We start from the raw sequence: 14,192 nt of genomic DNA on the forward strand, positions 1-14,192 counted from the left end.
CTTCAGGCGGATTGGGTTTCCGCCGCCTTGAGCTGGTTGACCAGCGCCACGTAGTCACGCATGGCCTGATCGCGCGGCAGGCCGCGCCGCGCGGCCCAGGCGTCGAACTTGGCGCGCCCGACCATGTCCATCATGCCCGGACGGTCGCCGCTGACGTCGCCAACGCTGCCTTGCTTGTAGAGCGCATAGAGCGACAGCAAGGTGTCGTTGTCGGGCGCCTGGCGCAGCGTCTTCGACAGCGCCGCCGCGGCCTCGAAGGCCTTTTCGGCGGGGCCTGGCCCCTGCACCGCCGGCGTGCCGCCGAAGTGCGCGTCTTCCAGCGCCACCTCGTCCGGGAACCACCGTCCCTCCAGCAGCCTGCCCTCGCGCAGTGCAAACGCCAGCACCCCCTGCGAAGCCAGCGTGCCACTGCGCAAGGTCGCCGGCACCACCGCCATGCCGGTATTGAGCACCGGCGCGCCGAACGCAGCGAACGACAGCCCCGCATCCGCCCACGCCCGCATCCGCGCGAGGCCGCGGTCGCCTCGATAGACTCCGCTGGTCCGGTTGGCCCCCGGCTGGAACCACGCAAAATCGCCCTTGCCGCGCGCATAGAGCGCGGCCAGATCGCCCTGCTCCAGGTCCGCGCGCGCCGCCGCCAGCAACTCGGCCATCTGCTCCGGCGTCATGCGCGCGCCATCGCGCTCCGCACCCGCCATGCCGAGCGAAGTGCCGACACTGGCCTCGAAGAACTCCAGCACGTTGCGCGCCACCAGCTCGCGGTCATTGTCGACGCAGACCATGTGGTAGCTGTCTTCCAGCACCACCATGCGCGCCTGCCCGGCACGCTTGCCCTGCCCGATCTGCTCGACCAGGTAGTTGGCCGAGCGCAGGCTGGTCAGTTCGTCCAGCCGCGCGTGGACCACCAGCGTGGGACAGGCAATGCGCTGCAGTCCCTTGCGCACGAAGGCGCGCAGCCGGTCGACCTCGCGGATGCAGGCCAGCGGCACCCACTGGTAGTGGAAGTTCTCGCCGCGCGCGAACTTGGCCTTGACGATCTCGCGCAGCTGCTCGTTCTTGATGCCGAACGGCTCTTCCTCTTCCACCTTCATCCGGTTGGGAACGCCTGGAATCTGGTACAGCAGCGGGCGCAGGCCGCGATACCACGGCGTGGCCCAGCCGTCGATATAGACCGGCGGCGCCAGCGCGACCAGCCGGCCCTTGGCGTGCTGCTCGCGCTTGACCGTCTCCACGGCGAGCAGTGCCCCCATGCACATGCCCATCACGTGCAGCGTTTCATGCTGGTCGATGATCTCGCGGTACTTGACGCGCACTGCCTCGAGCCAATCCTCGGCGCGCACGCCGCACAGGTCTTCGGGCCGCGTGCCGTGCCCCGGCAGCGTCAGCGAGTGCGTGACGAAGCCGGCGCGCTTGAGGCGCTTGTGCATCGAGCCCAGGTCATATTGCGTGCCGCCCAGGCCGTGGATCAGGAACACGCCGGGCTCAGACATGCGCCGGCTCCGCGCCAGCGCGGCGCAGCAGCGCGGCGACCTGCTCGACCTGGCCATCGGCACCGCGGATGCCGGCCAGCCGCTCGTGCACCCGCAGGCGGCCGCTGCCCGGCAGCGTCACGGCGTATTCCTGCACGCTGTCGGGCGCATCGCCGCGCGCCACGGCGGACCAGGTGGCCTGCACCAGCCCGCGGTCGGCGGCATCGATATGGTCCAGCCATTCGTCGACGCTGTTGACGTCGCGGATCGTGTCGCCGAGCAGTTCCGCCGCGCCCTCGCTCCATGTAGCGCGGCCGGTGACCGCGTCATACTCGACGCTGGCCACGCCCACCGCCTGCAGCGTGCGCGCATAGCGCAGGCGCCAGGCCCGCGCTTCCTCCAGCGCGGTGCGGCGGCCCTCCGACAAGGCGCGGCCGAGCAGCATCACCAGCGCCCAGACAATGACAAAGCCTTGCACCTCGACCACGGCCTCGCCCGGAAAACCTTCGATGACGTTGAACGGGCCGGCGCCGGCCGCGGTGCGGTGGATGATCAGCAGGCAGCCCAGCAGCGTGGCAACCGCGCCGCCACGCGGCCCCCACAGCAGCGCGGTGGCCAGCAGCAGCGGCATCGGCACATAGGCCAGCGTCGGCGCTAGGCCGCCGAAGCGCTGCGCGGCGTTGTCCGAGAACACCGCCAGCACCGCCACGATAAAGATCACGAAGGCCAGCCCGCCGGCGGCGAACTGCTGCATCGGCATGCCGCCCGAGCGCCGCACGCGGAAGCCGCGGAACGCCACCGCCAGCGGCCCCACCAGCAGCAGCCCGGCAGCGGTGGAGAAGGCCCAGGCGCGCCATTCGACCGGCAGGTCCAGTCCCGGCCGCTGCCAGCGCCAGAGTTCGACCGCCAGCGATGCGCCCAGTGCCGCGCCGACCAGGGCGCCCGCGATCAGCAGGGTGGCGCCCGGCGGGCTTTGCGGGTCGCGGCGGCCGTAGGTGGCAATCCAGCCGGCGGTGCCCAGGCTGATGACCTCGATCAGGCCGAACGCCACGGCACCGCGCAGCGGCAGGCCGTGGGTGGCCATGCCCCACCCTGCCAGCGCCAGCCCCGCGCCGGCCAGCACCGCCGGCCACGACCAGCGCGCGCACACCAGCAGCGCGGCAAACGTGACGCCGCTGCCAAGCCAGACCGGCACTGCTTCGGTCGACGCATGCGCCAGCGAGCGCGACACCACGCCGGCGACAAGTACCAGCACGGCGACGATTGCCGCCAGGCGGATCTGTTGCATTGGCCTACCCCCAAGAAAGCTGTTCCTGGCGTGTTCCCGACGTCCTGTTTGTGACTCAGGATAGCCGCCAGCCTGCTGGTGGGGCAAGGTACGTCACTCGACCAGGCAGGCCCCCCGGCGGCGTCAGCCGGACACCCCCAGTGCGCCTTCCACGTTGCGCACCAGGCTGACCAGCCGCGGGCCGATGTCTTCTTCGATCTGCTTGCTCTGCGGGCTGAACACCGGCACCGACGCGGCAAAGATCCACGCTTCGCCGTCGCGCCGCGCGCGCATCGGCACGGCAACCGATTCGACCTCGCGATGCAGGTCGCGATGGCCACGGCAGAAGCCGTGCTCCTGCAGGTCGCGCGTGGCGTCGGCCAGGCGCTGCTGCAGCCAGTCGGCGCGCGTCGGGTCGGCCGCGCGCAGTTGGGCGAGCCAGGCCTCGCGCTCGGCCTCCGGCATCCGCAGCAGGTAGCCGCGGCCGGACCCCGTGCGGGAGATCGATACCCGGGTGCCGACCTCGGGCCGGAACACATGGCTGCCCACGCCCTGGGCGATTTCGACATAGGTCAGCGCGTTGCCGTTGCCGACGATCAGCTCGACCTGCCCGGCGATATGGTCGGCCAGTTCCTGCATGGCCGGCCGCGCCAGCTGGCGCACCGTCATCCGCGCCAGTGCCGGCGCCGCCAGGTTCACCAGCCCGATCCCCGGCACATAGCGCGACAGGCGCTCCGAATAGTGCAGCAGGCCCAACTCGCACAAGGTGTCGAGCAAGCGGAACAGCGTCGGTTTGGCCAGCCCGGTGCGCTCCATCAGCTCGCGGCTGCTCAGCTCCTGCACCGTCGGCGAGAAGCAGTTGAGGATCGAAACGCCCCGGGCCAGCGCGCTGACCAGGCGCGCCTCGCCGTCGGCATCGGCAGGCGGCGGGGTCAGGGAGGGGTGTGCTGAATTCGTCATACAAGGGCCTTCGTCTGGATTTTTTTGATACCAGCGTCTCAAAACCCGGATGTTGCCCTTCGTTGATTCCGAAGTCAAACGTGGGATTTTGAGTTTACAGAGTGAAATTCCAACGCGAGAATCCCAATTCATCGTATTGGACGATCACTTTTTGAAACTGACGTCTCAATATCCCGAATCAACGATTCATCCACGACTTGCAACCGCTCTGCATCAGGAGACACCCCATGCAACAAGCCGTCATCGTCGACGCCATTCGCAGCCCGATGGGCCGCTCCAAGCCGGGATCGGCCTTTACCGAGCTGCATGCCACCGAGCTGCTGGCGCAGGTGCTCAAGGGCCTGGTCGAACGCAACAAGCTCGACCCCGGCCTGGTCGACGACGTCATCACCGGTTGCGTGACGCAGGCCGGCGAGCAGTCCGCCGGCCCGGGCCGCGTGGCCTGGCTGGCCGCCGGCTTCCCTGACCATGTGCCCGCCACCACCATCGACCGCAAGTGCGGCTCGAGCCAGCAGGCCGTGCACTTTGCCGCACAGGGCATCATGGCCGGTGCCTATGACATCGTCATCGCCTGCGGCATCGAGTCGATGAGCCGCGTGCCGATGGGCTCGGCCCGCATCGGCCAGAACCCGTACGGCCCGTCGATGGAAGCGCGCTACGCGCCGGGGCTGGTGTCGCAGGGCGTGGCGGCCGAACTGGTGGCGGCCAGGTACGAACTGTCGCGCCAGGACATGGACAGCTACTCGGCCCGTTCGCACGAACTGGCCGCCGCTGCGCGCGAAAGCGGTGCCTTCCGCCGCGAGATCCTGCCGATCAGCACGCCCAATGGCGTGGTGGAGCATGACGAAACGATCCGCCCCGGCACCTCGGTGGAAAAGCTGGGCACGCTGCAGGCCTCGTTCCGCAACGATGAGCTGAGCGGGCGGTTCCCGCAGATCGGCTGGAATGTCACCGCCGGCAACGCCTCGCAGATCAGTGACGGCGCCTCGGCCATGCTGCTGATGAGCGAATCCATGGCGCAACGCCTGGGCCTGAAGCCCCGCGCGCGCTTTGTCGCCTTCGATGTCTGCGGCGACGATCCGGTGATGATGCTGACCGCCCCGATCGCGGCCAGCCAGCGCGCCATCAAGAAGAGCGGTCTGCAGCTGGACCAGATCGACCACTACGAAATCAACGAAGCCTTCGCCTGCGTGCCGCTGGCCTGGCAGAAGGCGCTGGGCGCCGATCCGGCGCGCCTGAACCCGCGGGGCGGCGCGATCGCGCTGGGCCACCCGCTGGGTGCGTCGGGCGTGCGCCTGATGACCACCATGCTGCATGCGCTGGAAGACAGCGGCCAGCGCTACGGCCTGCAGTCGATGTGCGAGGCCGGCGGCATGGCCAACGCCACCATCATCGAGCGCCTGTAAGACGCCTGCAAACAACCCTGCCGTTCCCGCCAACGCGGGAACGCAGCGAATCTTTTCTTCTAGGAGACACCCATGAAACTCGAAAACATGTCCGCCGTCGTCACCGGCGGTGCTTCCGGCCTGGGCCTGGCCTGCACGCGCCGCCTGGTGGAGCGCGGCGTCGGCGTGGTCATCGCCGACCTGAATGAAGAACGCGGCAACGCCGTGGTGGACGAGTTCGGCGGCAAGGTCCGCTTCGTCAAGGCCGACGTCACCGACACCGACCAGATGAACGCCGTCTACGACGCCGCCGAGGCCATCGCCCCGCTGCGCGCGCTGATCCACTGCGCCGGGCTGGGCGCGCCGGTGCGCGTGGTCGAGAAGGACGGCTCGCCGGGCTCGCTGGAGAAGTACGAGTCGGTGGTGCGCATCAACCTGATCGGCACCTTCAACGCGCTGCGCCTGGGTGCCGCGCGCATGGCAAAGAATGAAATGGTCGACGGCGAGCGCGGCGCCTGCGTGCTGACGGCCTCGGTGGCCGCCTACGAAGGCCAGATCGGCCAGATCCCGTACAGCTCGGCCAAGGCCGGCATCGTCGGCATGACGCTGGTGGCCGCTCGTGACCTGGCGCAGCGCGCCATCCGCGTGTGCACCATCGCCCCGGGCCTGTTCGACACGCCGCTGCTGGCCAGGCTGCCGGAGAACGTGCGCACCTCGCTGGGCGCCATGGTGCCGCACCCGGCACGCCTGGGCGCGCCGGACGAGTACGCCTCGACTGCGCTGCACATCCTGGAGAACCCGATGCTCAACGGCGAGACCATCCGCCTGGACGGCGCCATCCGCATGGCCCCGCGCTGAGCCGCCCTCGATCAACCTCCAGCACTCCCCAATGGCCTTCTTTACCAGGACATCTGCATGAGCGACACGCTGCAACTAGAGACCCGCGGCAATACGCTGCTGATCACCATGAACCGGCCCCAGGCGCGCAACGCCATGGACTTCGAGACCGCGACCGCGCTGGCCGCGGCCATCGACCAGCTGGAAAGCCGTGACGACCTCGCGGTCGCCATCCTGACCGGCGCCGGTGGCACCTTCTGCTCCGGCATGGACCTGAAGGGCTTCCTGGAGGGCAAGCGCCCCAGCCTCCCCGGCCGTGGCTTCGGCGGGCTGACCGAGAAGCTGCCGCGCAAGGTGCTGATCGCCGCGGTGGAAGGCTATGCGCTGGCAGGCGGCTTCGAACTGGCGCTGGCCTGCGACCTGATCGTCTCGTCGAAGGCGGCCAGGTTCGGCCTTCCGGAAGTCAAGCGCGGGCTGGTCGCCGGTGCCGGCGGCCTGATGCGCCTGCCGCGCCGCGTGCCGTACCACATCGCCATGGAATACGCGCTGACCGGCAATATGCTGGGTGCCGAGCAGGCCCATGCCTACGGCCTGATCAACCGCCTGACCGAACCGGGCGAAGCGCTGCAGGGCGCGCTGGCGCTGGCCGGGGAAATCGTCGCCAACGGCCCGCTGGCGGTGGCGGTGAGCAAGCAGATCGTGGCCGAATCGGCGGACTGGAGCAACGAGGAGATGTTCGAGCGTCAGCGACCGTTGCTGGCGCCGGTGTTCACCTCGGCCGATGCGCGCGAAGGCGCCGCGGCATTTGCGGAGAAGCGCAAGCCCGTGTGGACCGGCAAGTAATGCCGTAGTCGCGCTTTTTTGCCTGGACGGCCGGCCGCAAGCCGGCCGTTTGCACATGGCACCGCAGCACAGACATCACAACATGGAGGAGACCCATGAACACCACGCTGCCGCAATCGCTGTGCCCTTCGCCTTCCCGATCGTATTCCCGTTGCGCCAGCCTGCTGGCCGTCACCGCCATCACCACGCTGCCGACGTTCGCACACGCCGCGCCCGCATGGCCCGACAAGCCGATCACCATCATCGTCCCCGGCGCGCCCGGCGGCACCACCGACATCCCCACCCGCCTGGTCGCGCAGAAGCTGTCGGCCATTCTCGGCCAGCCCGTGGTGGTCGACAACAAGCCCGGCAGCGGTGGCATCATCGGCACGCAGGCCCTGCTGCGCGCCGCGCCTGACGGCTACACGCTGGTGGTCGGCAACACCGGCTCGCATGCCATCAACTACAGCGCCTACAGGCAGCTGGCCTACCATCCGCAGGACTTCATGCCGCTGACCGACATGATTTCCTTTCCCAACGTGCTGGTGGTCAACGCACAGGCACCCGTGCGCAACGTGGCCGAGTTGGTGGCCCAGCTCAAGCAATCGCCGGGCAAGTATTCGTATGCCTCGGCGGGCATCGGCCAGACCACGCACCTGACCGCCGAGCTGTTCCGGCTGCGCACCGCCACCGAGGTGCTGCACGTGCCGTACAAGGGCTCGACGCCGGCCACCACCTCGGTGCTGGCCGGTGAAACCAGCTTCATGTTCGACAACCTGACGCAGGCGCTGCCACATATCCGCGCAGGCAAGCTGCGCGCGCTCGCCGTGACCAGTGCCGAGCGTCTGCCGTCATTGCCGGACGTGCCGACCATGGAGCAGGCTGGCGTGAAGGATTTCGTTGTGATGGGATGGCTCGGGGTGTTCGCCCCCGCGAAAACGCCGCCCGCAGTCGCCGCCATCCTGCAGGATGCGCTGTCCCGGGCCATGCGCGATCCCGACGTGGTGGCGAAATTCCGCGACATGGGCGGCATCCCCGGCGGCGAACCGCAGCCCCGCTTCGCCGCGCTGGTCAACGGCGACATCAAGCGCTGGGGCGAGACGATCCGAGCGTCCAGGGTCAGCCTGGACTAGCGCCGCGCCGGCCCGCCTTCGGCAAAGCGGAAGGCGGCCCGGCCCAAAGCCAAATTGACACGGTGCCGGCTGCGGCTTAGGCTCGGCCTACCCTGCGGTATATTCAGCGCGTGCTTAACACGCCAGGCGCCGCCGCGGGCACATAACGACAACGACATCCCGCGAGACGAACACCGTGCCTACCCCCAACGCGCCTTCCCGCCTGGAAAGCCTGCGCCCCGCCCTGCCGATCCTGCTCGGTGCCTCGCTGATGCTCAGTCTCGCCATGGGCCTGCGCCAGAGCCTGGGCATCTTCATGCCGCCGCTGACGCGTGACATCGGCATCTCGGTTTCCGATTTCACCGTGGCCATCGCCGTGCAGAACCTAGTCTGGGGCCTGCTGCAGCCGCTTGCGGGCGCGTGGGCAACGCGGATCGGCTTCCGGCCGCTGATGCTGGCCGGCTCGCTGTCGTATGTGGCCGGGCTGGTGCTGCTGGCGACCGCGCAAGGGATGATCGGCGTCACACTCGGCGCAGGCGTGGCGATCGGCGCTTCCATGGCCTGCACCGGCAGCGCGCTGGCCATGGCGGTGGCGGCACGGCCAGTGCCTGCAGCGCTGCGCAGTACGGTGCTTGGGCTGGTGTCGGGGGCCGGCTCGCTCGGGGCGCTGCTGGCGGCGCCGATCGGGCAGATGGTGACGCAGACCTATGGCTGGCGCGCCGGGCTGGCCGCGTTCGTGCTGCTGGCGCTGGTGATGCTGCCGGCGGCGTGGATGGCCGGGCGCGTGGACAAGCTGCCGCTGCCTACGTTCTCCGGCGCCGACCAGAACAATGCGCGGCAGGCGCTGGGCACGGCGCTGCGGCACGCGCCGTTCATCGTCATGGCGCTGGCGTATTTCGTCTGCGGCATGCAACTGGTCTTCCTGACCACGCACCTGCCGTCGTACCTGGATATCTGCGGCATGGACCCGATGCTCAGCGCGCAGGCGCTGGGCGTGATCGGCGGCTTCAATGTGCTTGGCAGCATCTTCTTCGGCTGGGCCGGCGGGCGCTTCAACAAGCTGATGCTGCTCGGCGGCATCTATACCGTGCGCTCGCTGGCGCTGACCTGGTATTTCTCGTCGGCGCCCACGCCGGGCAGCACGCTGGTGTTCGCTGCGGTGATGGGCTTCCTGTGGCTGGGCGTGGCGCCGCTGGTCTCGGGCTGGATCGCCGAAACCTTCGGCCTGCGCTGGCAGGCCATGCTGGGCGGCGTGGCCTTCTTCAGCCACCAGATCGGCAGCTTTACCGGTGCCTTTGGCGGCGGCGTGGTCTATGACGCGCTGGGGTCGTACACCGTCGCCTGGCAGGCCGGCGTGGCAATGGGGCTGGCGGCTGGACTCGCGCAGATCGCGTTCGCGGTGGCAACGCAGCGCCGGCCGCCGCTGATGGCGACGTCCTGACGGCATCGCGCCGTGTCAGAATCCGGGGTTCCTTCCGGGAACCCCTTTTTCATTTCCGCTGCTGCCAACCTTGGATCTCTTCCGCATCGCCCTGCTGTTTGCCGTGACCGCGCTGGCCGAAATCATCGGCTGCTACCTTCCCTGGCTGGTGCTGCGCCAGGGCAAGAGCGCGCTGTTGCTGCTGCCCGCCGCCGTCTCGCTGGGCCTGTTCGCCTGGCTGCTGACGCTGCATCCCGCCGCCGCCGGGCGCACCTACGCCGCTTACGGCGGCATGTACATCGCGGTGGCGCTGCTGTGGCTGCGCTTCGTCGATGGCCTGGCGCTGACGCGCTGGGATGTGGCCGGCGCTGCCATCGCACTGGCCGGCATGGCCGTGATCGCACTGCAGCCTGCGGCGCAATGATGCCGCGCCTTCAGTGCCAGGCGCTGCCGACCTGGATGTAGAACGCGTTCTGTCCCTTGCTGTGGGCCACGTCGATGCCCATCGACAGGCCCAGCTTGCGCGCGATCATGTAGCGGAAGCCGGCTCCCACGCTGTACACGTTGGCCGCGTCGGAGAAGTCATGCCAGCGCCCATATGCCTTGCCCGCGCCGGTGAAGCCCAGCACTGCCCAGCGCGGCGTGACGTCCCAGCGTAGCTCCACCTCCGCCATGACCGCGTTGCGGTCCTGGTAGCGCCCTTTCTGCACGCCGCGCAGGTCGATGTAGGGCTGGGCGTAGAACGGCACGTCGCCGCTGGAAAAGCGCGTATCGCCCCGCAGCCCCAGGATCAGCGTGCGCGCCAGCGGCAGCCAGGTGAACGCGCGCGCGTTGTACATGTTGAAGGACTGCGTACTGCCAAAGCCGCTGCGCGCGAACTGCGCTTCCAGCTCGGCGTAGATGCCGCGGTTCGGGTAGAAGATGTTGTCGCGCGAGTCGTAGTCGATTACCAGCCCGGCCTTGCCGATGCGCTGGTCGCTCTCCGCGCTGCCCAGCTCGGCGGCATTGCCGAATCTGAAGCTGGTTTGAGAATCGAAATACATGTAGCGCGGGCCGATGTACCAGCGCGTGTCGGCAAGCCGGACCAGCAACTGCTGCACCAGGAAAAAGCCCTGCAGCTGGTAGGCGCGCGGCTGGTTCTGCAGCCCGTAGTAATCCAGATTGGCATTGACCTTGGCCACCGCGCCCAGGTAGCGGTAGCGATCGCCGTCCCAGGTGTGGAAATGCGCCAGCCCAGCGCCCCAGGTGCCGTTCTCCGTGTAGACGCCACCGACGCCGGTGATATTGGGCGGCGCCGGCCCCTTGCCGCTGGCGCGCGCGCTGGCCGCGGCTTCGGGCATCGGCTCCGACAGGAACAGCAACCCCAGGCCCGCGCCATAGCCCACGGCCGGCTCGGTGATGATGGTCGGCACCGGCAGAGCGCCCTTGTGGTGGAGCATGAAATCGCTCAGGTCGAGCTTGCCGTCTTCCGGATCGAAGAACGACAGTTTCCTGGGCGCGGCGGCGTCAGGCGACGGCTCGGCCTGTGCGAGCGCCGCCGGGCACCATGGCAGAACCATCGCGGCGATGACGCCGGCGCATGCCGTGCGTGTGCTGGGCCCTGCCATCAGTGCGGCGTAGCGACGGCGAACGAGACGTGAACTTGCATGGCTTCGGTCATTGTGTTCCATGGATACAGGCCCGCTGCCTGGCCGTTCTGGCTGAATTTAGCGGCATCGGAGCATCCATGGCGCATGGCCGCGCCATGAAGATTTTTTGGTGGCGTATTAAGCAGATTGGCGGCTGGCGTATCGAGGCGGGATCACGTACCAATGCGGTCTTCACCCCGAACGGGGGATGTGCTGGCAATGCCGGCCAATTAGGATAAATACCGAGCGGTCCTCTAGCGGATCCTCAGGCCTTTGCGGCCCGCGTTCGCGCGGGCCTTTTTCTTGCGGCCGGCAGCCGCGCGCGGCGCGGGCAGGTAAGAATCGCCCGCTGTTGTAAATCTGCCCCGGCGCTACTAGCCCTCAGCGCACGTGACGGCGCCAATGCCAGAGCGCCAGGCCGACCAGCCCCGCCGCCACTGCCGCACCGGCAATCTGGATCTGGCGCATCCGTTCCGGCGAACTCCAGCCACCCTCGACCTCCATATGCCCCAGCGAGGCATGGAACAGGTTGCCATCGGAGACCGGTATCTCGTGGGCGCCGCTGAAATGCCGATGCAGGATACGTCCGTACGCCTGCTGCAGCAGGCCTGGCGCCAGCAGGTTGGCCACGCGCGCCAGCCTTGCGACGACGCCTACCGTCACCGCTTGCGAGGTTGGCGCCGCCGCCGCGCGCAGCACGGCACGCGCGACCGCGCTGGCGTCGACCAGCGGCCGCGGCGGACGCAGTACCTTCCCGGTGTAGTTGGCACTGTGGCGCATGCCGGGCGTGTCGGCGGTGGCCGGGAAGATGTCGCAGATGCGGATCTGCGGATAGTCGACCAGCTCGGCGCGCAACGCCTCCGAAAAGCCGCGCAGCCCGAACTTGCTTGCTGTATACGACACGCCATAAGGCGACGGTGCCCACGCCCCCAGCGACACGATGTTGACCAGCACGCCCTTTCGCGCCGCCTTGAAGAAGGGCAGCACCGCATGCGCGCCGTGCAGGTAGCCCAGCAGGTTGATGCGGACTACCTGCTCGTGCGCGGCCACCGGCGTCTCGTCGAACAGGCCCACCGCGCCGACACCGGCATTGTTGACCCAGACATCGATGCCGCCATCGCCGAACTCCGCCGCGCGCTCGGCCAACCGGTGCATCGCCGCCGGCTGCGTGACATCGCCCGGCACGGCCAGCGCCCGTGCGCCCAGCTCGCGGCAGGCCGCGGCGGCGCGTGCCAGCGGCGCCTCGCCGCGCGCGCACAGCACCACGCGCGCCTGGGCGCGCGCGAAGGCCAGCGCGGTGGCCAGCCCGATGCCGCTCGAAGCGCCGGTGATGACAACGGTAAGGGGTCGGGTCGGGGGCATGGCGGACCTCTTCTGGAGTTAACGGCGTATTCCCCCCGGAGCAGCAGGTTCCGTTCCAGCGCCGGGTAGCTGGAATGCAACTTGCCTGTCAGGCAGGCAAGCGGCCGGCGCAGCGGTATGCCGCACCGGTCCCCTGGAACCTGCACAAGGAGCCCGCCATGACCTCGACCGAACAGGAAATCCTGGTGTGCGGCCCGGAAAACGGCCGCTGGCACCTGGAAATGCGCATAGGCAACGGTGCACCGGAGCGGCTCGACGGTGAATTCGATTCGCCCGACATGGCCATCGCCGGCGCCCAGCAGGTCTATCCGTCGATCCCGCTCCGCGTGACCGATATCTCCGGCGCGCCGGTACCCTCGGCCCCCGCGCATGAAGGATCGCTGACCGACTACCACTATGGCGGCCACAGCGTGACCCAGGACGAAAAGCTGACTGGGCGCGCGCATCCGTCCAGCGACACCTCGCAGCCGCCGCCGGGCCCGCATCCCTACCAGGCCACCGATCTTGGCAACCTGCCGGCGGGCACGCCGCGCCACGGCATGTATGGGGTCGCGTCCACACCGGAGGAGGCCGAGGCGGCCGACCGCAAGGACGAGGCGGCGCGGCGCCACACCGGCTCGCGCGACGCCGAAGACTAGGCCGGGCGGCGCCACGGCGGGCGGCAGCACGTACAATCCCGGTTTTACCCTTCGCCCCGCCGCCTTGCTGCCATGACCACCCTCGGAACGCCCCTTTCCCCCTCTGCTACCAAAGTGATGCTGCTCGGCTCCGGCGAGCTGGGCAAGGAAGTGCTGATCGCGCTGCAGCGCCTGGGCGTTGAGACCATCGCCGTCGACCGCTATGACAACGCGCCGGGCCAGCAGGTGGCCCACCACGCGCGCACCATCGCCATGAGCGACCCGGAACAGCTCAAGGCACTGATCGAGGCCGAGAAGCCCCACCTGGTGGTGCCCGAGATCGAAGCCATCGCCACTCCCATGCTGGAAACCCTGGAAGCCGCCGGCACCGTGCGCGTGATTCCCACCGCCCGCGCCGCGCGCCTGACCATGGACCGCGAAGGCATCCGCCGCCTGGCCGCCGAGTCGCTCGGCCTGCCCACCAGCCCGTACAAGTTCTGCGACTCCCTCGACGAACTGCAGGCCGCCATCGACGGCGGCATCGGCTATCCGTGCGTGGTCAAGCCGGTGATGAGCAGCTCTGGCAAGGGCCAGAGCAAGATCGACGGCCCCGAAGGCGTGCAGGCCGCCTGGGACTACGCCATGGCCGGCGGCCGCGTCAGCCACGGCCGCATCATCGTGGAAGGCTTTATCGACTTCGACTACGAGATCACGCTGCTGACCGTGCGCGCCATGGGCGCCAGCGGCCAGGTCGAGACGCAGTTCTGCGCGCCGATCGGCCACGTGCAGGTGAGCGGCGACTATGTCGAAAGCTGGCAGCCGCAGCCGATGCACCCGGCCGCGCTGCAGCAGGCCCAGCAGATCGCGCAGGCCGTCACCGCCGACCTGGGCGGCATGGGCCTCTTCGGCGTGGAACTGTTCGTCAAGGGCGAGCAGGTCTGGTTCAGCGAAGTCAGCCCGCGCCCGCACGACACTGGCATGGTGACCATGGCCACGCAGCACCAGAACGAATTCGAGCTGCATGCGCGCGCCATCCTCGGCCTGCCGGTCGACACCTCGCTGCGCAGCCCCGGCGCCAGCGCGGTGATCTACGGCGGCGTGGACGCGCAGGGCGTGGTGTTCGACGGTGTCGACCAGGCGCTGAGCGTGCCGCAGACCGAGGTGCGGCTGTTCGGCAAGCCCGAGAGCTTCACCAAGCGCCGCATGGGCGTGGCGCTGGCCTATGCGGAGGACGTCGACACCGCCCGCACCCGCGCCAAGGAAGCCGCCAGCCGCGTGCGTCCGCGCGCGGTGGGCTGATAGCTGAAGGAGCG

At 68.9% G+C, this 14,192-nt stretch carries 14 protein-coding genes; 9 read left to right on the top strand and 5 right to left on the bottom strand.

Features of this window, described 5'->3' with window-relative positions:
* Positions 1-2: 2 nt before the first annotated feature.
* The 3 genes from CTP10_RS08405 to CTP10_RS08415 form a co-directional block, all read right to left on the bottom strand.
* Positions 3-1,490: an acyl-CoA-binding protein gene (locus CTP10_RS08405; protein WP_116320727.1), complete on the bottom strand. Its 1,488-nt coding sequence runs from the start codon at positions 1,488-1,490 to the stop codon at positions 3-5.
* Positions 1,483-2,757 (bottom strand): MASE1 domain-containing protein, encoded by a 1,275-nt coding sequence (locus tag CTP10_RS08410; RefSeq protein WP_116320726.1) that lies wholly within the window; start codon positions 2,755-2,757, stop codon positions 1,483-1,485. The genes CTP10_RS08405 and CTP10_RS08410 overlap by 8 nt, the downstream gene beginning before the upstream one ends.
* Positions 2,758-2,880: 123 nt before the next feature.
* Entirely contained in the window at positions 2,881-3,696 is an 816-nt protein-coding gene (locus CTP10_RS08415) for an IclR family transcriptional regulator (RefSeq protein WP_116320725.1), read from the bottom strand.
* A gap of 227 nt (positions 3,697-3,923) precedes the next feature.
* Between CTP10_RS08415 and CTP10_RS08420 the strand changes: the two genes are divergently transcribed.
* The 6 genes from CTP10_RS08420 to CTP10_RS08445 all read left to right on the top strand — a co-directional run bounded on the left by CTP10_RS08420 (position 3,924) and on the right by CTP10_RS08445 (position 9,696).
* Entirely contained in the window at positions 3,924-5,102 is a 1,179-nt protein-coding gene (locus tag CTP10_RS08420; RefSeq protein WP_116320724.1) for a thiolase family protein, read from the top strand.
* Between the two features lie 72 nt (positions 5,103-5,174).
* The gene (locus CTP10_RS08425) at positions 5,175-5,939 is read left to right on the top strand and encodes an SDR family NAD(P)-dependent oxidoreductase (protein ID WP_116320723.1); all 765 of its coding nucleotides are present in this window, start codon (positions 5,175-5,177) and stop codon (positions 5,937-5,939) included.
* Between the two features lie 57 nt (positions 5,940-5,996).
* Positions 5,997-6,761 (top strand): crotonase/enoyl-CoA hydratase family protein, encoded by a 765-nt coding sequence (locus tag CTP10_RS08430; protein ID WP_116320722.1) that lies wholly within the window; start codon positions 5,997-5,999, stop codon positions 6,759-6,761.
* A gap of 95 nt (positions 6,762-6,856) precedes the next feature.
* Positions 6,857-7,873 carry a Bug family tripartite tricarboxylate transporter substrate binding protein gene (locus CTP10_RS08435; RefSeq protein ID WP_116320721.1) on the top strand — a complete coding sequence of 339 codons (1,017 nt, stop codon included), beginning with the start codon at positions 6,857-6,859 and terminating at the stop codon, positions 7,871-7,873.
* 175 nt (positions 7,874-8,048) lie between these two features.
* Positions 8,049-9,293, top strand: a complete 1,245-nt coding sequence (locus CTP10_RS08440; RefSeq protein WP_116320720.1) for an MFS transporter — start codon at positions 8,049-8,051, stop codon at positions 9,291-9,293.
* A gap of 70 nt (positions 9,294-9,363) precedes the next feature.
* The gene (locus CTP10_RS08445) at positions 9,364-9,696 is read left to right on the top strand and encodes a YnfA family protein (protein ID WP_116320719.1); all 333 of its coding nucleotides are present in this window, start codon (positions 9,364-9,366) and stop codon (positions 9,694-9,696) included.
* Between the two features lie 10 nt (positions 9,697-9,706).
* Here CTP10_RS08445 and CTP10_RS08450 read toward each other — a convergent pair whose 3' ends face one another.
* The gene (locus tag CTP10_RS08450) at positions 9,707-10,879 is read right to left on the bottom strand and encodes a BamA/TamA family outer membrane protein (protein WP_116320718.1); all 1,173 of its coding nucleotides are present in this window, start codon (positions 10,877-10,879) and stop codon (positions 9,707-9,709) included.
* 29 nt (positions 10,880-10,908) lie between these two features.
* On the opposite strand from CTP10_RS08450, the gene CTP10_RS08455 reads away from it, so the two are divergent.
* Positions 10,909-11,139, top strand: coding sequence for a hypothetical protein (locus tag CTP10_RS08455; protein WP_147316219.1), 231 nt, complete (start codon positions 10,909-10,911; stop codon positions 11,137-11,139).
* 142 nt (positions 11,140-11,281) lie between these two features.
* Here the strand turns inward: CTP10_RS08455 and CTP10_RS08460 are convergent, their stop codons facing one another.
* Positions 11,282-12,262, bottom strand: coding sequence for an SDR family oxidoreductase (locus CTP10_RS08460; protein WP_116320717.1), 981 nt, complete (start codon positions 12,260-12,262; stop codon positions 11,282-11,284).
* A gap of 158 nt (positions 12,263-12,420) precedes the next feature.
* Here CTP10_RS08460 and CTP10_RS08465 point away from each other — a divergent pair, with 158 nt between their 5' ends.
* Positions 12,421-12,900 carry a hypothetical protein gene (locus CTP10_RS08465; RefSeq protein ID WP_116320753.1) on the top strand — a complete coding sequence of 160 codons (480 nt, stop codon included), beginning with the start codon at positions 12,421-12,423 and terminating at the stop codon, positions 12,898-12,900.
* A gap of 72 nt (positions 12,901-12,972) precedes the next feature.
* Entirely contained in the window at positions 12,973-14,178 is a 1,206-nt protein-coding gene (purT, locus tag CTP10_RS08470) for a formate-dependent phosphoribosylglycinamide formyltransferase (RefSeq protein WP_116320716.1), read from the top strand.
* Positions 14,179-14,192: the final 14 nt, after the last annotated feature.

It is taken from the genome of Cupriavidus sp. P-10 (assembly GCF_003402535.2).
GTDB lineage: Bacteria > Pseudomonadota > Gammaproteobacteria > Burkholderiales > Burkholderiaceae > Cupriavidus.

Excerpts from the sequence above, each read along its gene's own strand:
- CTP10_RS08405 (WP_116320727.1), bottom strand. The coding sequence starts at position 1,490 with ATGTCTGAGCCCGGCGTGTTCCTGATCCACGGCCTGGGCGGCACGCAA.
- CTP10_RS08410 (WP_116320726.1), bottom strand. The coding sequence starts at position 2,757 with ATGCAACAGATCCGCCTGGCGGCAATCGTCGCCGTGCTGGTACTTGTC.
- CTP10_RS08415 (WP_116320725.1), bottom strand. The coding sequence starts at position 3,696 with ATGACGAATTCAGCACACCCCTCCCTGACCCCGCCGCCTGCCGATGCC.
- CTP10_RS08420 (WP_116320724.1), top strand. The coding sequence starts at position 3,924 with ATGCAACAAGCCGTCATCGTCGACGCCATTCGCAGCCCGATGGGCCGC.
- CTP10_RS08425 (WP_116320723.1), top strand. The coding sequence starts at position 5,175 with ATGAAACTCGAAAACATGTCCGCCGTCGTCACCGGCGGTGCTTCCGGC.
- CTP10_RS08430 (WP_116320722.1), top strand. The coding sequence starts at position 5,997 with ATGAGCGACACGCTGCAACTAGAGACCCGCGGCAATACGCTGCTGATC.
- CTP10_RS08435 (WP_116320721.1), top strand. The coding sequence starts at position 6,857 with ATGAACACCACGCTGCCGCAATCGCTGTGCCCTTCGCCTTCCCGATCG.
- CTP10_RS08450 (WP_116320718.1), bottom strand. The coding sequence starts at position 10,879 with ATGGCAGGGCCCAGCACACGCACGGCATGCGCCGGCGTCATCGCCGCG.
- CTP10_RS08460 (WP_116320717.1), bottom strand. The coding sequence starts at position 12,262 with ATGCCCCCGACCCGACCCCTTACCGTTGTCATCACCGGCGCTTCGAGC.
- CTP10_RS08465 (WP_116320753.1), top strand. The coding sequence starts at position 12,421 with ATGACCTCGACCGAACAGGAAATCCTGGTGTGCGGCCCGGAAAACGGC.
- purT (WP_116320716.1), top strand. The coding sequence starts at position 12,973 with ATGACCACCCTCGGAACGCCCCTTTCCCCCTCTGCTACCAAAGTGATG.